Annotated in this window: 17 protein-coding genes, 1 other RNA gene and 1 pseudogene; 10 read left to right on the top strand and 9 right to left on the bottom strand. The window is 58.4% G+C overall.

Annotated features, from left to right (window positions below; all coding sequences use genetic code 11):
* The 6 genes and pseudogenes from BN873_RS13900 to smpB form a co-directional block, all read right to left on the bottom strand.
* A pseudogene (locus tag BN873_RS13900) lies at window positions 1-260 on the bottom strand (hypothetical protein); the annotation flags it as partial.
* A gap of 5 nt (window positions 261-265) precedes the next feature.
* Window positions 266-1,339 (bottom strand): AAA family ATPase, encoded by a 1,074-nt coding sequence (locus BN873_RS13895; protein WP_071244240.1) that lies wholly within the window; start codon window positions 1,337-1,339, stop codon window positions 266-268.
* Between the two features lie 96 nt (window positions 1,340-1,435).
* On the bottom strand, window positions 1,436-2,704 hold the full coding sequence (locus BN873_RS13890; RefSeq protein WP_048674722.1) for an iron-containing alcohol dehydrogenase: 1,269 nt from the start codon (window positions 2,702-2,704) through the stop codon (window positions 1,436-1,438).
* 312 nt (window positions 2,705-3,016) lie between these two features.
* A complete protein-coding gene (locus BN873_RS13885) occupies window positions 3,017-3,295 on the bottom strand; it encodes an Arm DNA-binding domain-containing protein (protein WP_082161296.1) in 279 nt (92 codons plus the stop codon).
* A gap of 178 nt (window positions 3,296-3,473) precedes the next feature.
* Window positions 3,474-3,841, bottom strand: a transfer-messenger RNA (tmRNA) gene (ssrA, locus tag BN873_RS19100).
* Window positions 3,842-3,886: 45 nt separating this feature from the next.
* Window positions 3,887-4,354 carry an SsrA-binding protein SmpB gene (gene smpB / locus BN873_RS13880; protein WP_048674792.1) on the bottom strand — a complete coding sequence of 156 codons (468 nt, stop codon included), beginning with the start codon at window positions 4,352-4,354 and terminating at the stop codon, window positions 3,887-3,889.
* A 134-nt stretch (window positions 4,355-4,488) separates the two neighbouring features.
* Here smpB and BN873_RS13875 point away from each other — a divergent pair, with 134 nt between their 5' ends.
* On the top strand, window positions 4,489-4,932 hold the full coding sequence (locus BN873_RS13875; RefSeq protein WP_048674715.1) for a type II toxin-antitoxin system RatA family toxin: 444 nt from the start codon (window positions 4,489-4,491) through the stop codon (window positions 4,930-4,932).
* Window positions 4,913-5,257: an RnfH family protein gene (locus tag BN873_RS13870; RefSeq protein WP_048674713.1), complete on the top strand. Its 345-nt coding sequence runs from the start codon at window positions 4,913-4,915 to the stop codon at window positions 5,255-5,257. Before BN873_RS13875 ends, BN873_RS13870 begins: the two co-directional genes overlap by 20 nt.
* On the opposite strand, the gene BN873_RS13865 is transcribed toward BN873_RS13870, so the two are convergent.
* Window positions 5,254-5,601: an outer membrane protein assembly factor BamE gene (locus tag BN873_RS13865; RefSeq protein WP_082161295.1), complete on the bottom strand. Its 348-nt coding sequence runs from the start codon at window positions 5,599-5,601 to the stop codon at window positions 5,254-5,256. The two genes, BN873_RS13870 and BN873_RS13865, sit on opposite strands and share 4 nt — an antisense overlap.
* Before the next feature lie 94 nt (window positions 5,602-5,695).
* Between BN873_RS13865 and fur the strand changes: the two genes are divergently transcribed.
* From fur to BN873_RS13850, 3 genes are all read left to right on the top strand, one after another.
* Entirely contained in the window at window positions 5,696-6,145 is a 450-nt protein-coding gene (gene fur, locus BN873_RS13860; protein ID WP_048674711.1) for a ferric iron uptake transcriptional regulator, read from the top strand.
* 89 nt (window positions 6,146-6,234) lie between these two features.
* A complete protein-coding gene (locus tag BN873_RS13855) occupies window positions 6,235-7,386 on the top strand; it encodes an MGDG synthase family glycosyltransferase (RefSeq protein ID WP_048674709.1) in 1,152 nt (383 codons plus the stop codon).
* Window positions 7,383-7,877 (top strand): hypothetical protein, encoded by a 495-nt coding sequence (locus BN873_RS13850; RefSeq protein ID WP_048674707.1) that lies wholly within the window; start codon window positions 7,383-7,385, stop codon window positions 7,875-7,877. The genes BN873_RS13855 and BN873_RS13850 overlap by 4 nt, the downstream gene beginning before the upstream one ends.
* A gap of 12 nt (window positions 7,878-7,889) precedes the next feature.
* On the opposite strand, the gene recN is transcribed toward BN873_RS13850, so the two are convergent.
* Window positions 7,890-9,575 (bottom strand): DNA repair protein RecN, encoded by a 1,686-nt coding sequence (gene recN, locus BN873_RS13845; RefSeq protein ID WP_048674705.1) that lies wholly within the window; start codon window positions 9,573-9,575, stop codon window positions 7,890-7,892.
* 7 nt (window positions 9,576-9,582) lie between these two features.
* Window positions 9,583-10,512, bottom strand: a complete 930-nt coding sequence (locus BN873_RS13840) for an NAD(+) kinase (RefSeq protein WP_242434442.1) — start codon at window positions 10,510-10,512, stop codon at window positions 9,583-9,585.
* A 256-nt stretch (window positions 10,513-10,768) separates the two neighbouring features.
* Between BN873_RS13840 and BN873_RS13835 the strand changes: the two genes are divergently transcribed.
* From BN873_RS13835 to dnaJ, 5 genes are all read left to right on the top strand, one after another.
* Window positions 10,769-15,250: a response regulator gene (locus BN873_RS13835; RefSeq protein ID WP_082161294.1), complete on the top strand. Its 4,482-nt coding sequence runs from the start codon at window positions 10,769-10,771 to the stop codon at window positions 15,248-15,250.
* A gap of 312 nt (window positions 15,251-15,562) precedes the next feature.
* Window positions 15,563-16,630 (top strand): heat-inducible transcriptional repressor HrcA, encoded by a 1,068-nt coding sequence (gene hrcA, locus BN873_RS13830; protein ID WP_048674699.1) that lies wholly within the window; start codon window positions 15,563-15,565, stop codon window positions 16,628-16,630.
* A gap of 195 nt (window positions 16,631-16,825) precedes the next feature.
* Window positions 16,826-17,449, top strand: a complete 624-nt coding sequence (grpE, locus tag BN873_RS13825) for a nucleotide exchange factor GrpE (RefSeq protein WP_053085366.1) — start codon at window positions 16,826-16,828, stop codon at window positions 17,447-17,449.
* A 108-nt stretch (window positions 17,450-17,557) separates the two neighbouring features.
* Entirely contained in the window at window positions 17,558-19,483 is a 1,926-nt protein-coding gene (gene dnaK, locus BN873_RS13820; RefSeq protein ID WP_048674696.1) for a molecular chaperone DnaK, read from the top strand.
* A 104-nt stretch (window positions 19,484-19,587) separates the two neighbouring features.
* A complete protein-coding gene (dnaJ, locus tag BN873_RS13815) occupies window positions 19,588-20,712 on the top strand; it encodes a molecular chaperone DnaJ (RefSeq protein ID WP_048674693.1) in 1,125 nt (374 codons plus the stop codon).
* Window positions 20,713-20,756: the final 44 nt, after the last annotated feature.

Below are 20,756 nucleotides of genomic sequence, written 5' to 3'. Positions count from 1 at the left end.
GGAGCGGGCGGCGGTTGCGCGACCGCCTCGGCCGGCCGCGCGGCCTTGGGCAGACTGAAGAAGCGCTCGAACATCTCGTCGAACAGCGGCAGATCGCGCACGTCCTTGATCAGGGTGCTGCGCAGCACGGTTTGCACCACGTCCCGGTCGTCCAGCGCGACCCAGGCCAGCGCCCGCATCGCGTCCAGCGATTCGGCCGGCGAAATCCGCACGCCCTGCTTTTTCAGCAGGAAGACGAACCGGTTGATGACGGCGTCCATGAGGTTTAGCTGGCCCGGCCGTCGGTGCGGCCGCGATAGCTGGTGAAATACTGCGCGCTGTGCTCTTGGCGGCGCTGTTCCAGGGCGCTCGCGTCGGTCTCGACCGGTTTCGGCGGCGGCCGCAACGGCAGTTCGGCGACTGGGGCCGTCGCCGGCGCTTCCCTGGACTGGAGCGGTTCGGCGATCCAGGTGAGTTGGTCGTTGACCTGCTGGGCGTCGCGCTCGTATTTGATGAGCAGATGCAGGGTTTCCTCCAGCAGCGCCGGGGTCAGGGTCTCGGCGTTGAGCAGCACCAGGGCCTGCGCCCAGTCCAAGGTTTCGCTGATGCTGGGGGCCTTGCGCAAATCCAGCGCCCGCAACCGGCGGATCACCGCCACCACCTGCGCCGCCAGGGTCTCCTGGAGCGCCGGCACCTTCATCCGCACGATTTCCAGCTCGCGTTGCTCGTCGGGGTAGCCGATGAACAGGTGCAGACAGCGGCGCTTGAGGGCGTCGCTCAGATCGCGGGTGTTGTTGCTGGTGATGATGACGTAGGGGATAGTCTTGGCTTTGACGGTGCCCAATTCCGGCACCGTGACCTGAAAATCGCTCAGCACTTCCAGCAGGAAGGCTTCGAACTGCTCCTCGGCGCGGTCCAGTTCGTCGATCAACAACACCACCGGCGTCGGGGAGTCGATGGCCTGCAGGATCGGGCGGCGCACCACGAAATGCTCGGAGAAGAACACGTCCTCGTGCAGGTGCAGCTGCTCGACCGCCGCGTGCAGATCCTCGGTCCCCTCGAACAGGCGGCCGATCTTGTCGCGCAGGATCTGGGTGTAGAGCAGTTGCTTGCCGTATTCCCACTCGTACAGCGCCCGCGCTTCGTCCAAGCCGCCATAGCATTGCAGCCGGATCAGGGAACGCCCCAGGGCGGCGGCCACCACCTTCGCCAGTTCGGTCTTGCCCACGCCGGCCGGGCCTTCGATCAGGATCGGCTTTTGCATTTGCAGGGCCAGAAAGGCCACGGTGGCCAGCTTGCGGTCGCAGAGGTATTGCTGCTCGCGCAACTGCGCGATGGTCTGCTCGATCGATGCGAACATGCGCCACTCCAGACCCGGACCCGCCAGCCGTCGGCCGGGGGTCCGGGTCAGTCAGGGAACTGCCCGGTGATTCAACTATAGCCGGTGCAAGCCGGACTAGTAGCTGCCGACCAGGGAATGGCGAACGACGGGCGCGACCGACTCGTAGGTGCATTCGCGGCCGTTGCCCGGCGTCGAGGCGTCGCCCAGCACGTGCTTGGTGATGCGGTCCACGTCGCGATCGACGTTTTCGGCGGCGATCTTGGTGCTGCCGATCTCGGCGTAACGGCCGGTGCCCATCCGCGACTTGGTGTAGGGGCCGATGCTGGTAAAGTTGGCCGGGATGTTGAGGTCCTTGCTCAACCGAATGGCGGCTTCCACCGCGCGCTCGGCGGCGGACACGTCCGACAGGCCGTCCACGTTTTCGCCCATCGCCTTGGCCAGATCGCGGAACCGCTTGTAGTTGGCGGTCATGTTGAACTCCCAGACCCGGGGTAGGCCGATGGCGTTGTTCAGGCCGTGGTGCGAGTCGTAAAAGGCGCTGACCGCGTGGGAGATGGAGTGGATGATGCCGAGGCCGCCGCTGTTGAACGCCTGCGCCGAGATGTAGGAGGCGTACATCATGTTGGTGCGCGCTTCGTAGTTCAGCGGCTCGTACACCGCGCGGCGCAGGTTTTGCGCCACCAGCTTGACGCCCAGCAGCGCGCTGCCCATGCTCGGCAGGAAGTCGATGCGGGAGACATAGGGTTCGGAGGCGTGGGCCAGCACGTCGAAGCCGCAGAAGGCGGTCAGATCCGCCGGCATGGAGAAATGCAGGACCGGATCGTTGATGCTCAGGCTAACCGGCACGTTCTCGTCCAGGCCCAGCCATTTGTACGGCGCTTTTTCCGAAACGGTGTCGGTGATGACGTAGGCGAAACTGGTTTCGGAGCCGGTGCCGGCGGTGGTGTTGATGGCGATGTGCGGCGGGTTGTTGGGGTTCTCGGACTTGTTGTAGCCGTCGAACTCGTTGATGTTGCGGCCGTCGTGGGAGACCACGACCCGCGCGCCCTTGGTGGCGTCGGTCACGCTGCCGCCGCCGACCGAGACGAAGCTGTCGCACTTCTCGCGCTTGTACAGGTCGGCGATGTCCATGACGTTGTAGTCCTTGGGGTTGGACTCGATCTGGTCGTAGACCACGACATCGACGTTACGGTACTTGAGCTTGCCGACGATATCCTCGACCAAGCCGGTGCCGCGCAAGCCGGAGGTGGCGAGCACGCAGCGCTTGAAGCCAAGCTTGTTGGCTTCCAGTCCGACCATTTCGTAAGCGCCAGGGCCGAGCAGCCCGCGCGGGATGCGATGAAATTCCTTGATCGGGAACTGCCAAAGTTTATGAGCTTCCACGGTTGAACCCTCTGCCTTTGATGACTATGAGCGGATCACGCATCCGCATTATTTTTCTCCGGCAAGCAGGGAACTACTTACCGGGATGTTCAGGCCACACCTGAATGTCCCTGTTTGAGCAAAGAAAGTGCCATGTTTAATGTGAATATTATTTTTTTATAACATGTTATTTTTTATAGTTAATTAAATTATTAGGAAAGCGATGTAGTCGGTTGGATCAGAAATTGCGCAAGGTGGCCGTGCAAAAACGTGACATGCATTGTGCCAAAAATGACGCACTTTGGCGCATTGTTCTTAGAGGTTACGTTACATTCATTGCTGACAAGTAAGCGCTTCGATAGGTAGGCGATCAATGACTGCGGCCGCTTGGCGGCGAATTTCATCACGACGGAGACGGGCTTCTTCCAAAGAAACGCCTGGGTAAGCGCCCAGCGCTAGCAGTTGCTCACGATTGGCAAACCGATACCGCGCTCGCCACAGCTTGGCGCCACTGGCAGTGATCAGCAAAAACAAGCCCTTCTCATCAGCCAGCTTGACCGTTGAGGGGGTGGAATTCCGAAAAGACTTTATAGCTGAATCAGTTAGGGCCATTTTGCGGGTACGCTATTCTGGCGTTGGAGGTCATACCCTCAAATGTACCCGCACGCTTGCGATGTGGCCAGTGCCATCCGAAGGCGTCCGATACGTTCCGATAGGCAACAAAAAACCCGCTAAATCGCGGGCTTAGATTTTTATTCTGGACTTCCTTAGACATCCTCGGAACCTCATATGGTGGAGGCGGGGGGAATCGAACCCCCGTCCGCAAATCCTCCGCCCTTGGCACTACATGCTTAGCCTAGTCTTTGCTTTAACCTTTCGCAATCCGACCGGCAGGACGGCGAACGACGGTTCCGGTTAGTTTTAGCGCCTCTCCCCCGGACAAGTTCGGCGCGAGCTTATGTTAGGTCGACCCCTGAAGCGTCCCGAAGGACTCCGGACCTCACAAGCAAGTTCCGGTCAGAGGCTAGCAGCCCTCAGGCCGCCAGTGCGTAGCTATCGTCGTTGGCGACTATAGTTTGCAGCCAGTTTAACGAGGTGAGCTGCATCCTCGACATGCGCCTCAGGTTTTGCAATCCACGTCGAAACCGGATCGCCCCCATGAACTAAATATGATAGCGCGATGACGTGAAAGTTCCCAGCCGTTCAGCGTTCCCGCATCAGGCGCTGCTTGTCCCGCTCCCAATCACGATCTTTTTCGGTCGCCCGTTTATCGTGCTCTTTCTTGCCGCGCGCCAAACCGAGTTCCAGCTTGGCGCGATTGTGCTTCCAATACATCGCCAGCGGAATCAATGTATAGCCCTTGCGTTCCACCGATCCGATCAGCCGGCCAATCTCTTCTTTGTGCAGCAGCAGTTTTCGGGTACGAGTCGGGTCGGCTTCGACATGGGTGGAGGCCGAGACCAGCGGTGAGATATGGCAGCCGAACAGGAACGCCTCACCGCTACGTAACAGCACGTAGCTTTCCTTGAGGTGGGCGCGGCTGGCACGCAGGCTTTTAACTTCCCAACCCTGCAAGGCCAAGCCGGCTTCATAGCGTTCTTCGATGAAATATTCGTGATACGCTTTCTTGTTGCTGGCGATCTGATGGTTTGTGGTTGTTTTCTTGCTCATGGTCTGATTTTTTTGGCTGACCCGACGCGGGTGGCGCGGTATGCCATTCTTGAGGATAGATGCGGATTCCACCACACTTAGCCGGCTGGAGCCTAATAACAAATCGATAACGTCGCACCGGAGAACAATAGGTCGTGGCGAACGTCAAAAAAAGCGCCCTGGTGCTCTATTCGGCGGCAGACATGTATGCCCTGGTCGCCGATATCGAAGCGTATCCGCAATTTTTGCCCTGGTGTCGGTCGACGTCTATCCTAAGTCGTGGCGAGGACGAAGTGCGAGCGACCATCGAAATGGTGAAAGGCGGCGTTCATAAATCTTTTACCACCTGCAACCGGATGCAGAAGCATAAAATGATCGACATTCGCCTGTTGGAAGGCCCCTTCAAACACCTGGAAGGTTATTGGCGCTTCGAGCCGCTGCGCGCGGATGCCTCCAAGGTTTCTCTGGATATGGAATTTGAGTTTGCCAATCCCCTGGTGCGGATGGCTATAGAACCGATTTTCAAACAAATCGCCAACTCGCTGGTAGACGCCTTTTGTAAGCGGGCTATGGACTTATATGGCACACGCTCCCTCTGAGCCAGTAGTCATCCGGGTGGAAATCGCCTACGCGCGTCCTGATGAGCAAGTCATTCTCCCGGTTGATGTGCCGGAAGGTACCACCCTGGAGCAGGCCATCTGCCAATCACGTATCCAGGAACGATTTCCAGAGATTCAACTTCAGACCGCTAAGGTGGGCATATTCGGCAAGCTCGGCAAACTCTCAGCCACGGTTCGGCCCGGCGACCGGGTAGAAATCTACCGGCCCCTGCTGGCCGATCCCAAAGAGGTGCGCAAAAAACGAGCCGCAGAAGGCAAGCGCACCCGCAAGGGCGGCGGCGATTTGGAGCCGGATGCGACCTAGTTTTTGGCACTGTCGCTGTTTTGCGGGCTATCGTCGATCCGTTCGAGCGTGTCGCCAGCAAAAAATAAGGTAACTCGACGCTGTTCGGTGATTTTGGTGCCCTTGCCGTATTGGTAGTAATAATCCCAGCGGCTCTGATGGAACGGGTCGGTGACCAGTGGCGTACCCAAGGTGCGCTGTATTTGTTGTTTGCTCATACCGGGATGCAATTGGGCGACGAGCGCGGCATCAATGTAGTTGCCCTGACGGACAGGTGGCGTGTAGAAGCTGGGAATGACGCTTTGGCAGCCGGCCGTCAGGACCAACGACAGGATGCCGGCGGCACGCAGGAACATATAAGACATGGAAGGGAGGTCCGGGTTGCTGGTTGGTCTGCGTCACATCATAGCGTACAACCGCAGTCTGTGGGTAAGCGCAACACCTTTTGGAGAGCGCCGCGTGGGTTCCAAACAACTCAAGCAAGCCGGTTTGAAAGTGACCTTGCCGCGCATGAAGATCCTCGACATGCTTCAGCAGCAGGATAGTGGCGGACATTTGACCGCTGAAGCCATCTACCGATCCCTGGTCGATTCCGGTGAAGAGGTAGGATTGGCGACGGTTTACCGGGTGCTGACCCAGTTCGAAGCCGCCGGCTTGGTCAAGCGCCATCATTTCGAGAGTGGCCAGTCGGTGTTTGAACTGGATCAAGGTGAGCACCACGACCATATCCTCTGCTTGGAATGTGGGCGCATTGAGGAGTTTTGCGATGAGGAAATTGAGCGACGCCAATCGGCCATCGCCGAACAGCGAGGATTCGAATTGGCACAACATTGTCTAATCTTATACGGGCATTGCAGCCGTGCCGATTGTCCCCATCGCCTGGTAGAGGTTGGAGACGCGGATCGGTAGCCGATTTTGGGCGGGGGTTAGGATGAGAGTCTGTACGGAAACTGATCCCCTTTCTGTAGCAGAGGGGTCAGCGGTGAGGGGAGAGATATATGGCATCGATAAAACCACAAACAATAGCGGTGCTCAGCGTATCGGCGGGCGCAGGCCATGTCCGCGCGGCACAGGCCCTGCAAGCGGCGGCTGAGCGTTGCTATGAAGGCGTCCGGCTGATCCATATTGATGTGATGGAACTGGTGTCGGGGCTTTTCCGCAAGCTCTACGCCGAAACCTATATCGATATCGTGGAACACCATCCGGCCTTCTGGGGCTATCTCTATACCCTGACGGATCGGGAGAAGGCCAATTCACCGATGAGTCGCTTGCGAGCGGCCATTGAGCGCCTGAATACCCGTAAGCTGGATCGGGTACTGCGCGATATTGCCCCCGATCAAGTGATTTGTACCCATTTTTTGCCGGCACAACTCTTATCCCGCGAACTGGGCAAAGGCGATTTTCAGCAGCCAGTGTGGGTCCAGGTCACTGATTTCGATATTCATGCGCTGTGGGTTCAGCCGCATCTCGCCGGTTATTTCGCCGCCAGCGACGAGGTGGCATGGCGCATGATTGAGCGCGGTATCCCCCGATCTGCCATTCATGTCACCGGCATTCCGATCATGCCAGCCTTTGCGGAGCGCCAATCGCGTAGCCATTGCGCCGCTGAGTTGGGGATCGATCCCAGCCGAACTACTTTGTTGATGATGTCGGGCGGGGCGGGAGTTGGCGGCATTGAGCGATTGGCTGAACGCCTGCTGGGGCTGGAGCTGGATTTTCAAATCGTGGCGCTAGCCGGGCGCAACGAGATGCTGTTAGCGGAACTACAGGCCATTGCCGCGCGCTATCCCGGCCGACTTTATCCGCTGGGTTTTACGCGCACTATCGAGCGGGTGATGGCAGTAGCTGATCTGGCGATTACCAAACCCGGCGGCTTGACGACTTCAGAATGCCTGGCGGTTGGTTTGCCGATGCTGGTCATTTCCCCGATCCCAGGCCAGGAGGAGCGCAATGCTGATTACTTGCTGGAGAATGGCGCCGCGCTCAAAGCCTGTGACGAGGGCGCGCTGACCTATCGGGTCAATCGATTGTTGTCAGAACCGAGCTTACTGGATCGCTTGCGCACCAACGCCGCCGCGCTGGGGAAACCGGATGCAGCGCGGACAGTGTTGGATATCGTGCTGGGAACTGCAACGCACTGGCCCTCATGAGTCGGGCTGGCCGCGTCGGCCGACGGATGGCCTGGCTGCTTTTATGGGTGATCGTGCTGGCCGGTTTCTTCGCCATGGTGGAAATTCAGATCGAAGGCGGGCAAGGCTGGGCGGCCGGATTGCCGACTTGGCGAATTGAGCAGCATTGGCTGTTGGATCTGTTTTGGGGCGGTCGTCCGATGACCGGCTATCACGCCTGGGTCTTTTCGTTCATGTTTCTGGCCTTTCATCTACCGCTGGCGATGTTGGGCCGCTTTTCATGGCGGTTGGAGGCCCGCTGCTTGGGTGGGGTGATGGTGTTTTGGGTGCTGGAGGATGGCTTTTGGTTTGTCTTGAATCCGGCCTACGGGTTAGCCGGTCTAACACCCGGGCGGGTTGCTTGGCACAAGCATTGGTGGCTGGGGTGGCCGAGCGATTATTACCTGTTCGGCGCGGTCGGTTTGCTGCTGATTGGTCTTTCCTATCAGCGGGGTATCCGCAGCGCCTGCTGAAATCTGGCAGATTTAAGCAGAGGCCGGCGTTGTGGTAGCCGCCTTCTCGACCATTTCCTGGGCGTGGGCGAGGGTATTGGCGGTCAATTCCAACCCGCCGAGCATTCGGGCGATTTCAGTCACCCGTTCCTCCATCGCCAACCAGCGCACTTCGGTGTGGGTATTTGCGCCGTCGGTCTGCTTTTCAACCTTGAGTTGCTGATGGGCTTGCGCGGCGACTTGCGGCAGGTGGGTAACGCACAGCACTTGTCGGCCCTGACCGAGCGCCCGTAATTGCCGGCCAACCACTTCCGCCACCCCACCGCCGATACCCGTGTCCACTTCATCGAAAATCAACGTCGGAATCCGCGCAGCGTGTGCGGCAATGACTTGGATGGCCAGGCTGATGCGCGATAACTCCCCGCCGGAGGCGACTTTGGCCAACGGCCGCAGCGGCTGGCCAGGATTGGCACTCACCTGAAATTCCACATTTTCGGCGCCGGTGGCGGTTGGTTTATCGAGCACGGTCAACACGGTGGCAAAGCGTCCGCCGGGCATTCCCAGCCCTGCCAGTGTTTGCGAAATCCGCTCATCCAGTTCATGCGCTGCGACCATCCGCCGTTCACTCAACTCCCTGGCGTGGTGCCGATAAGCGGCGAGGGCGTCTTTTACCGCCTGCTCCAGGGTTTCCAGGCGCGTTTCGCTGTGTTGCAACGTGTCCAGTTCTGTTTCGAAACGCACCCGCAACGCCGGTAATTCTTCGGGCGTGATCCGGTGTTTGCGAGCCAGTTGATGGGCGGCGGTCAGGCGTTGCTCGACCCGTGCCAGATGCGCGGGATCGAGGTCAAGATCCTGCACGTAACCGCGTAGTTCACCGGCCGCTTCCTGAATCTGAATCACAGCGGCGTTGAGCAATTCGCCGATGGGTCCGAGCCGAGGGTCTAGGCGTTTTAACGATTCCAGATCGTGCAGGCTGTGGTTCAGCCGATCCGTGAGCGTATCGCCGTCGCCGTCCGTTAGGGTCGTCAACAGCCGTTGGCCGGTTTCCAGGAGCTGACTGGCGTTGGCTAGCCGCCGCTGATCGGCTGCCAGTTCCGCTACTTCACCTTCGGCCAGATTAAGAGCTGTTAACTCCCGCAAGTGATAACCCAAGATGTCGCTGCGTGCGTCGCGTTCGGTACTGGCTTGCCTTAACGCTTGTAGCTCCTGTCGGCGCTCGCTCCAGGTTTGGAAGGCGCGAGCCAGTTCGCTGACCAGCGCTAGATGGCCGGCGTGATGGTCTAGCAGTTGCCGTTGACTGTCGCGGCGCAACAGTGACTGGTGTTCGTGCTGGCCGTGGATGTCCACCAGCAGTTCCCCCAGGTCTCGCAGCGCTTGCGCCGGCTGGGGGACGCCGTTGATGTAGTTGCGCGAGCGGCCGTTGCTGGCGATCACCCGGCGCAAGTGACATTCCCGCTCCGTATCGAGATCGCGCTCGGCCAGCCAGGCGCGCGCGGTCGGCAATTGTTCAAGATCGAATACAGCACTGATATCGGCCCGTTCCGCCCCTTGGCGCACCGTGCCGCTGTCCGCTCGGTCACCCAGCAGCAAGCCAATGGCATCGACCAGGATGGATTTGCCGGCACCGGTCTCACCGGTTACCGCCGTCATGCCGGTTGCCAATTCCAGTTCCAGGTCTTCGACGATGGCGAAATCGCGGATGCGCAGTTGGATGAGCATAGGCGGCTTAAGGGAAGGTCGATGCGTCTGGGCCAAGGCCCCAGCGCAACTTAGCCCGTAGCAATTTGAAATAATCGTGGTTGACGGGATGGATCAGCCGCACTTTACGATCCTTTTTTCGGATCACGATGCGGTCACCCGGCTCAATGGCCAAGCTGACTTGGCCATCGCAGGTAATCTGGGTTTGTGTGCTGTTGGCAGCGTTTAGCACGACTTCGATGACACAATCGGCTTTGACCACGATGGGCCGGTGGGTCAGGGTGTGAGGGCAGATCGGTACTAAGACCACCGCCTCCAAGCCCGGATGGATGATCGGCCCACCGCCAGCCAGTGCGTAGGCGGTCGAGCCGGTCGGTGTGGAGATGATCAAGCCATCGGCCCGGTAGGTGTTGACGAAGCGGCCGTCGAGAAAGGTATCGACCTCAATCATCCGAGCCACCTCGCGCTTGTGGACCACCACGTCGTTGAGGGCATCGGTCTCACTGGCAATGCGGCCTTCGTGAATCACTTGCGCGTGCAGTAAGGAGCGGTGAGCCTCGCGGAATTGGCCGGCTAATACGCGATCCAGGCTATGGGGGATTTCACCAGGCGAGACGTCAGCCAAAAAGCCCAAACGACCGAGGTTAACTCCGAGGATAGGGACTTCATAATTGACCAGCGAGCGAGCGGCGTTGAGCATAGTGCCGTCACCGCCCATAATGATCGCTAAGTCACACTGCTCGCCGATGGTGGTGCGGCTGGCGACTTCCAGGCCGTTATCTGGGATCAGGCGAGCCGAGCTTTCATCAAGCAGGACCCGCAGCTCGCGCTGGCGTAGATGAGCGGCGATCTGGTTGAGGGTTTCTGCGACATGAGGATCGCCGAACTTACCGATAAGACCGATGGTATGGAAAACCGGGCTGGGCATCGTTTCGCGCTGGCTGGTTGATATCGGCAACTTATCATTTTCCGACAGATGGCGCCAAGCGGAAAGCCGCATTGGATTCCGTTCAAATCCAACCTGTCAGATCCTAGAACGAGGGATGAGAGCAGTCTGTACACACCCTCAAATTAATTGATTTTTTTCACAATTTTGATTATTATTTTATACATAGATAATTTATTTTTGACAGTTAATGAGGGTGGATTAAAAGAATTAACCTCTTAAACTGCTTTCATATTAAGCAAGCTCTTGTAGTAGGAGATGGAGCGAAATGAAGCCCATACGTCGACTTGAGTGGCATGAGGTCGCCGGGGTCCCTCACGGTACTTTCAAAATTGTCTTATTATACATAGGACTAGCGGCTTCATGGCTACTCGTGGCTAACGGGTTGGCCGGTTGGCTGTTGGGCGGTTCGGGGCTTGGCGCCGGCCGTATTTTTTGGGGCGGTTTCTTACTCATCGCTGGCGTTGCATTGTGGTTCGCGTGGAGCCGACGGCGCTTGGCGCGCAAAAGAGCAGCCGTTAGCGACCTGCCATCGGCCGTCACCCTAGAGCGGCCGGCGATCTCTCCCCCGGTTGGGATGACTATAGGGGAGGGCGTGTGGGCGGACATCATCAATCAGGCAAGTCGGCCGCTGTTAACTTTGCCGTTTCTGGTTTTGACTGTGGTTATCACGGCGCTGGTCATCATCGGTATCTCTTACACCGCGCATTATGGCCGCCAAAAAGAAGGGCTACGACTACAAGCGATTGCTGACCTGAAAATCGACCGGATTGCGACGTGGCTTTGGGAGCGTGAGAAAGACGCGCAATTTATCCGTAGTAACCGACTTTTTGCCGAACTTTACGGACGTTGGCACGATAGCGGTGACATGGCGAGTCTGGATCAATTACGGAAACAGTTGCGTAATTACCAAAGAACCTATGCCTGTCAGAGCATTTTGGTACTGGATGAAAACGGCCAGGAGATGCTGAGCACCGAGCCGGTGTTGCCACGCATCTCTACACATTTGCGTGATACCGCTCGGCTGGCAATGGCCCAAGGCCAAGTGTTGGTCACCGACTTGTATCACGATGCTCATGATCTGTCGGCTACCCATTTAGACTATGTAGTGCCGATGCAGGTGTCCAGTAATTCCGTCGGCGGAGCGATTATCCTGCGGATCGACCCAAGCACGACCCTCTACCAGATGACCCAATCCTGGCCGTTTCCCAATGCGAGCGGAGAGGCATTGATCTTTCGGCGGGATGGCGACCAAGCCCTCTATCTTAGCGAGCTACGACGTCGGCCCGGCGATAAAGCGCAATTGCGAATCCCTGTCACCGATAAGTATACGCTAGGGCCGCGGCTGCTGCGGGGCGAACTGAAGTTGGGTGCCATTGTGGATGCGCGCGATTACCAAGGCGTGCCGATCATTGGGGTGGTCAAAGCGATTCCGCTCACCGACTGGTTTCTTATCGTCAAGTTGGATCGGGAGGAGATGTACGGGCCAGTCCGTGAAGATGCCACCTGGGTTACCCTGCTTGGGGCGATGGGATTGCTCATCGCCGCCATCACGGTCTTTCTGGTGGACCAGACCCGGTCGCTACGGTTGTCCGTACTGGAACATCGCCAGCAGGGGGAAAAGCTGCAAGCCCTGCAACAACTCGCCGAGCAGCGCAGCCGCTTGCAGACCTTGTTTGAGCACTCGCGCGATGGAATCGTCATCTTGGACGGAAGCGGTCGGGTCAGCGAAGCCAATGGCCACCATGCCGAAATGTTGGGCTATTCGCTGGCGGAAATGCGAGATCTATCGGTCGCCGATTGGGATAGCGGTTGGAGATCGGAACAAGGCGCCGGGCCGACTGCTGAGGCTAGTCGTACCGATGGTCACTTTGAAACCCGCTATCGCCGCAAGGATGGCAGCGTATTTGATGTTGAGGTGGTTGCTACCAGCGTCGAATGGGCCGGGCAAAAGCTGATGTTTTGGGTATGCCGGGATATCAGCGAACGCAAACGGATCGAAGCACAACTGCGCAAGCTGTCCTTGGCGGTCGAACAAAGCCCCAACAGCATCGTGATTATGGATGTGAACGGGCGGATCGAATATGTCAATGCTGCCTTTACGGTAATTTCCGGCTATGCCCCCGAGGAAGCCCCAGACCACAATCCCTATCTTATTGGCCCTGACGGGACGGCCACATCAACCCATGTCGCCCTTTGGCAGCGGTTAGCCCAGGGAGAAACCTGGCAAGGACAGTTTCAGAACCGGCGCAAGACCGGGGAGGAATACGACGAATTTGCCCGGCTTAGCCCAATCCGTCAGCCCGGTGGACGGCTGACCCACTACTTGGCCATTGGTGAGGACATTACCGATAAGAAGCGCTTAGCAATAGAGTTAGATCGGCATCGGCATCATCTGGAAGAACTGGTGCATCAGCGCACGTTGGAATTGGCCGCCGCCCGGGATGTGGCCGAGTCCGCCAACCGAGCGAAGAGCCTGTTCCTGGCCAACATGAGCCACGAGATCCGCACCCCGATGAACGCGATCATGGGGTTAACCCACCTGCTACAGCGCAGCGCGCGCGATCCGGACCAGCGTGAGAAGCTGAAAAAGGTCGGAGATACCGCACACCATTTGCTGCAAATCTTGAACGATATACTGGACTTATCCAAGATCGAAGCTGGAAAGCTGGTGTTGGAACGAATCGAATTCGAACTCGACACCGTGTTGAACAACGTCTGTTCCCTGGTTGCTGAGAGAGCAAAAGCCAAGGAACTGGAGTTGGTGGTCGAGATCGATCCACACCTGTCGTGCGCACGGGTTCTGCGTGGTGATCCCACCCGATTGACCCAACTGTTGCTGAATTATCTGGGCAATGCCGTCAAGTTCACCGAACGGGGTTCGGTGACGCTACGTGGCCGAATCCAGGAGGAAAACGCCGCTGAGTTACTGCTGCGCTTCGAGGTCGAAGACACCGGACCTGGCATCGCCCCTGATGTGCTGTCACGATTGTTCGCTATGTTTGAACAGGCGGACGGTTCCACAACGCGCCGCCATGGCGGAACCGGCCTGGGGCTGGCCATCAACCAGCGGCTGGCCCGGTTGATGGGTGGCGAGGCTGGCGCTACCAGCGTCTTCGGTGTCGGCAGCACGTTTTGGTGCACGGTACGAATCGGCAAGAGTTCTCGACCGCCGACGCGGCGCCTGATGAGCGCCAACCTGCGAGAGCGCCGAGTGTTGGTAGTCGATGATCTGCCCGAAGCGCGTTTGGCTTTGAGCGACATGCTACAGGCGATGGGGATGCGAGCTGATATTGCGCAATCGGGGGTCGTCGCTCTCTCGGTGATTGCCGCCGCCGACGCGCGCGGTGAACCGTTCGATGTGGTGTTGCTGGACTGGCGGATGCCTGAACTGGATGGTTTGGCGACAGCCCAGCGTTTAGCGGAACTGACGTTAGCCCGCCCGCCGCTCCTGTTACTGGTCACTGCCTACGATGATATGGAGTTGCGCGAAGTTGCCCGGCAGGCTGGGCTGCGCGCCGTCCTGGCAAAACCCATCACTCCTTCAGCCTTACACAATGCCTTGTTACAAGTGGTATCCGAACTGCCACCGGCTGTGATAGCTGCTCATTCGATTCCAGTAGCCGGGCTGGCGGTTGGACCTGCGACTGTGGTTGCAGATACGCCGCCCGCTGCAATCAGCCAGCCATCCCAACAATCTCCCCGCCTCTTGTTAGCGGAAGATAACCCCCTCAATCAGGAAGTGGCATTGGAACTGTTGCGTGGCGAGGGTTTTGTGGTGGATTTGGCTGAAAATGGCCTTCAAGCGGTGGAGAAAGCGCGAGAGACCGCCTATGCGTTGATTTTGATGGATGTTCAGATGCCGGAGCTTGATGGTTTGGCGGCGGCGCGGGCTATTCGCCAGTTACCGGGGTGTGAGCGAGTCCCCATTTTAGCGATGACCGCCAACGCATTCAGTGAGGATCGTGCCCGTTGTTTGGCCGCCGGTATGAACGAACACCTCGCTAAACCGGTCGAACCCGATATGCTGCTGGCCACGGTTCGGCACTGGTTATTCGGCGAGGATAAGCGGCCAATTTCGGCCACTCGCGCGCCAGTCGTTGCCGATAGTGCTGCTCAGCCGCTTGCGCAACTAGCCGCTATCCCCGGCTTGGAGCCGCGTTCGGGTCTTAGGCGGGTCAATAGTCGGCTTGATGCCTATTTGCGCGTCTTGCGGCATTTTACGGCTGCGCACGCGACGGATCTGGCCGAGCTGCACCGGCACTTGGTGGCGGGTGATCTGAGTGAAGCCCGGCGGTTGGCGCATACCTTGAAAGGGGTTGCGGGCACGCTGGGTGCTGTTCATCTGCAAGGATTGGTGGCAGAACTGGAAGCCGCCATTGGCGGTGGCCAGCCGCTGCAGGCGTTGGAGCCGCTGATCGAGCGGGCCAGCACGACTCAGAACAGCTTGACCGCTGCCTTGGGCGACGTGTTAGGGACATCGGCGCCGGAGGTGCTAGAGGTAGAGACGGTGGATTGGCGGCAAGTTGGGCCGATCCTGGTTCGGCTGGAGGCACTGCTGGTCGAAGATGATGTTCGCGCCAACCAAGTGTTCCGAGAAGCCGCGCCGCTACTGCATACTGCTTTGGGCGCCGTCGCAAGCAAGCTGGAACAGCAGCTTGAAGGCTTTGAGTATCAGCTCGCTCTGGAGATTCTACGGGGTTGGATGGCTGCCCATCCACAGGTAGGTGACGGGCCAGATGATGAATAACTGATTGATTTTAATGTCTTGATTGTGCATTATGGCACGCTGGATCGAAATTCTCCCATGGGTTTGACTTTTTTGGTGGACTGACGGATGAGTCAACGAGTACCTGGACTTAAGCTGATAAATTCGTGATACCAGGAGAAGCGCTGCGCTCATCTGGCGGATTGGGTTGTCGAATAAGCCGGCAATGATGGATTTTTAGAGGTTTTTGTTGATGCGTCTGGCCGCTGTTTTTGCCTGTTGCTCGCGTCTTTGCACTGTCTTGGAGTGCTTCAGCGGTATTCGGATCGTCTCACCTTGGGGGAAATTGTCGGTATGTATAACAACAAGGAATCCGTTGTAGGACCTCATCCCAATCTTAATGATCGCACCCAGCATTTGCTGAAAGTGCTGGTGGAACGTTATATCCGTGACGGCCAGCCGGTCGGGTCTCGCACGCTGGCGCGTGACGCCGGGTTGGATTTGAGTCCCGCGACGATCCGTAACGTCATGGCCGATCTGGAAGATCTTGGCTATCTCCATTCCCCGCACACCTCGGCCGGTCGGGTGCCAACCGCGCGCGGTTATCGCTTGTTTATCGACGCATTGCTCCACGTCCGACCCTTAGATGATCGGGAGGTGGACGTTTTACGACAGCAGATCGACCAACCCGCCCGTAATGGTGTCGAATTGGCTCGCTCGGTGTCTGATCTGCTCTCTGGGGTGACTCGGTTAGCCGGCATCGTTATGTTGCCGCGCCGAAAGGTCGTCACCCTGCGCCATGTGGAATTTTTGCCGCTGTCGGAGGGTCGGGTCCTGGTCATTCTGGTGTTGAACACCCAAGAGGTGCAAAACCGTATTATTCAGACCCGGCGACCTTACAGCGCTGTCGAGTTGCAGCAGGCGGCCCATTACTTGAATGAGCAGTTCGCCGGTCGGGATATTCAGCAGGCTCGGCAAGCCTTGCTGCGAGATTTGCGGGAAACGCGCGACCGCCTTGATCATTTAATGCAAACCGTCGTCGAGATTGCCGAACAGACCTTCGAAGCGGAGGCCGAAGATTATGTCGTCGCTGGCCAGACGCATCTCATGCGCTGCACCGACTTATCCGATCTGGACAAACTGCGTCTCCTGTTTGAAGCATTCAACCATAAACGAGATTTACTCCATCTATTCGACCAATGTTTACACGCTGAGGGTGTGCAGATCTTTATCGGCGATGAGGCAGGTTTCGAAGTGCTGGAAGGGTGTAGCGTGGTGACTGCTCCCTATACCGTGGAAGGACAGGTATTAGGGGTTCTTGGCGTCATCGGCCCGACACGGATGGCCTATGATCGGGTGATTCCGGTGGTTGACGCGACGGCCAAGCTGCTGGCGGCGGCACTCAACGAGCAGGGAAATTAGAACAGGCATCAGCACTTCCTGTTCCGCCGACCATTCCTTCTGCAATCGCCTGACGAGCGTTTAATCCCAATCCATGATCATTGGCTGATTAGCTGTGGTCAGAACCCTTGAATTTCCATCCTCACATCCCCACTTCTCCGCTATCAGGGGTGGCAACGGCTGCCCCGACCGATTCGATTTGGCATGGAGAAGACGATGAATCCAACCGAACCTACCCCTTATCCCGGTGTTGGCCCGGGGAGTGTGGCAGCCAATGCAGCCGCCTCCCCACCTCAGCCCGCGCCTAACCCGGCCGCTGCCCTTGATGATGTGGAAGCCGACGCTGTGGCCAGCCGAGAGGAACTTGACACGCTGCAACGCGACCTGGATCAGGCGCTCGCCAAAGCCGACGAGCACTGGAAACTATATCTGAGCGCTCATGCGGAGATGGAAAACCTCCGCAAGCGCACTGAGCGCGATGTGCAAAATGCGCATAAGTTTGCTTTGGAGCGTTTCTTCGGCGAACTGCTGCCGGTGCGCGACAGCCTGGAAATGGGGCTGGCGGCGGCCCATGACAGCGTGGATATCGTTAAATTGCGCGAAGGGGTCGAGTTGACGCTCAAGCAATTGGCGGCGGCGATGGACAAGTTCGGCGCCCGTGAAGTGAATCCGGTCGGCGCGAAATTCAATCCGGCCGAGCACGAGGCGATGGCGATGGTGCCGACCGCGCAAGCCGAACCCAATAGCGTGGTGCAGGTGATCCAGAAGGGCTATACCCTGAATGATCGGCTGATCCGCCCGGCCAAGGTGCTGGTGGCCCAGGCGCTCCCCAAGACCTAAAGGCCACGGGTGTGCGCCGTCAGCATTGAAAATTTACTCCGTTGCCCCCACATCGGCTGGCAGGCAACCTGTGCAAATGAATTCCCTGAGTTTTAGGAGAGCGTGGCAATGAGCAATATTATCGGTATCGACCTGGGTACGACCAATTCCTGCGTGGCGGTCATGGAGGGCGGCAAGCCCCGCGTCATTGAAAACAGTGAAGGCGACCGGACCACGCCCTCGGTGGTCGCCTTTATGGAAGACGGCGAAATCACCGTCGGCCAGCCTGCCAAGCGGCAGGCGGTTACCAATCCGCAGAATACCCTGTTCGCGGTCAAGCGCTTGATCGGTCGGCGATTTAATGAGCCGGAAGTGCAGAAAGACAACGACCTCGTGCCGTACAAAATCGTCAAGAACGACAACGGCGATGCCTGGGTCGAGGCGCGCGGCAAGAAGATGGCGCCGCCGGAGATTTCGGCGCGGGTGCTGATGAAGATGAAGAAGACGGCCGAGGATTATCTCGGTCATCCGGTCACCGAGGCGGTGATCACGGTGCCGGCCTACTTCAACGACAGCCAGCGCCAGGCCACCAAGGACGCTGGCCGCATCGCCGGTCTGGAAGTCAAGCGCATCATCAACGAGCCGACGGCGGCGGCGCTGGCCTTCGGTATGGACAAGTCTTCGACCAAGGATCGCAAGATCGCGGTCTACGACCTGGGCGGCGGTACGTTCGACATTTCCATCATCGAAATCGCCGAGGTCGATGGCGAGAAGCAGTTTGAAGTGCTCTCGACCAATGGCGATACTTTCCTGGGCGGCGAGGATTTCGACAAGCGGATCATCGACTACCTGATCGAGCAGTTCCAGAAGGAGTCGGGCATCAATCTGGCCAACGATCCACTGGCGCTGCAACGGCTGAAGGAAGCCGCCGAGAAGGCCAAGATTGAGCTGTCATCCAGTCAGCAGAGCGAAATCAATCTGCCGTACATCACAGCGGATGCCAGTGGCCCGAAGCATCTGAATCTGAAACTGACTCGCGCCAAGCTGGAATCGCTGGTCGAGGATTTGATCGACAAGACCATCGCGCCCTGCCGTACCGCGTTAAAAGATGCCAACCTGGGCATCGGCCAGATTGATGATGTGCTGCTGGTCGGCGGTCAGACCCGGATGCCGAAGGTGCAGGAGAAAGTACGCGAGTTCTTCGGCAAGGAGCCGCGCAAGGATGTGAACCCGGATGAGGCGGTCGCGGTGGGTGCGGCGATTCAGGGTGGCGTGCTGGGCGGTCAGGTGAAAGACGTGCTGCTGCTGGACGTGACCCCGCTGTCGTTAGGGATCGAGACCCTGGGCGGGGTGATGACCAAGCTGATCGAGAAGAATACCACCATCCCGACCAAGGCCAATCAGGTGTTCTCGACCGCCGACGATAACCAGACGGCGGTGACGGTGCATGTGTTGCAGGGCGAGCGCGAGATGGCCTCGGCCAACAAGTCGCTGGGCAAGTTCGACTTGACCGATATTCCGTCGGCACCGCGCGGCGTGCCGCAGATCGAAGTGACCTTCGATATCGACGCCAATGGCATCCTGCATGTGTCGGCCAAGGACAAGGCAACCGGCAAGGAAAACCGCATTGTGATCAAGGCCTCGTCCGGTTTGTCCGAGGCGGAGATCAAGCGGATGGTCGGCGATGCCGAGGCCCACGCCGAGGAAGACAAGAAGTTCCACGAGCTGGTGAATGCGCGCAATCAGGCCGAAAATCTGATTCACAGCGCCGAGAAGACCTTGCGGGATCTGGGCGACAAAGTAGAAGGTAGCGAACGGTCGGCTATCGAAGCGGCGATCAGCGATTTACGCACCACCGCCAAGACCGACAACAAGAGCGCTATCGAAGCCAAGACCCGGACCCTGGGCGAACTGTCCGGCAAGATGGCAGAGCGGCTGTATGCGCAGTCTGGCGGGCCAGAAGGGGGGCCTGGTGGTCCCCAGGGTCCAAGCGGCGGCCACAAGCCGGCCGATGATGGTGTAGTGGATGCCGAGTTCGAGGAAGTTAAGAAGTAAGCGCCTCGAACCGTTAAACTCTTTATCCGGGAGGGCGAAAGCGCTCCCGGATTTTTGGTTTTTAACCAGGCCCGCTTTTTTATCGACATCCGCAGCGGAAGATTATGTCCAAGCGCGATTATTACGAAATTCTTAATGTGGCTCGTAACGCCAGTGAAGCCGATATTCGACAAGCCTATCGGCGGTTGGCAATGAAATATCACCCGGATCGCAATCCGGGCGATCAGGTAGCCGAGGATAATTTCAAAGAAGCCAAGGAGGCTTATGAGATCTTGGCTGATGCGCGCAAGCGAGCCGCTTACGACCAGTTCGGCCATGCTGGCGTGGATAACTCCGCCGGAGGCGGTTATGGCGGTTCCGCCGATTTGGGGGATCTTTTCGGCGGCGTGTTTCGAGATATTTTTGGCGGCGGGCGGGGTGGCGGTGGCCAGGGCTACCGAGGCTCCGATTTGCGCTACACCCTGGATCTGACCTTGGAAGAAGCCGTCTTTGGCACCACCGCCAAGATTCGTATTCCTACCTTGGTTAGCTGTGCCGGTTGTGCTGGCAGTGGCGCCAAGCCCGGCACCAAGCCCACGACATGCCCTACCTGTCGTGGGGTCGGCCAGGTGCGGATGCAGCAGGGTTTTTTCTCAATCCAGCAAACCTGTCCGCGCTGCCAGGGCCGAGGCACTATCATCCCGGAACCTTGCGAGACGTGCCGAGGCAGCGGGCGCGTGGAGGAACAGAAAACCCTATCGGTCAAGGTGCCGGCTGGCGTGGACAACGGCGACCGGATTCGGTTGGCGGGCGAGGGTGAGCATGGCGAACAGAGTGGTCCGCCAGGCGATCTTTACGTGCAAATCCAAGTGAAACCCCATCCGATTTTTAGCCGCGAGGAAAGCGATCTGTATTGCCAGGTCCCGATCAGTTTCACAGCGGCGGCTTTGGGCGGTGAACTGGAAGTGCCGACTCTGGATGGGCGGGTCAGCCTAAAGATTCCGGCTGAGACTCAGACCGGTAGGGTTCTGCGGATTCGCGGTAAAGGTGTAAAGCCGGTGCGCGGTGGGCCGACCGGTGATTTACTCTGTCGCATTAACATTGAAACGCCGGTCAATCTGACCAAGGAACAAAAGGATCTGTTGCAGCAATTCGCCGATACCATGGCGGCTGGCGGCAAGCGCCACACCCCCCAGGAAGGAAGCTGGCTGGATGGCGTCAAAAAGTTTTTTGAAGAAATGAAGTTCTAAAAGGCTTACTTGCTGGCAGTGGCTTGGATCGGGCGATTCTGTTT

Origin of the sequence: Candidatus Competibacter denitrificans Run_A_D11 (assembly GCF_001051235.1) — a bacterium.
In the GTDB taxonomy this organism is placed as follows: domain Bacteria; phylum Pseudomonadota; class Gammaproteobacteria; order Competibacterales; family Competibacteraceae; genus Competibacter_A; species Competibacter_A denitrificans.
The sequence above is the reverse complement of the archived record's forward strand: the minus strand, read 5'-3'. Positions and strand labels throughout refer to the sequence as shown.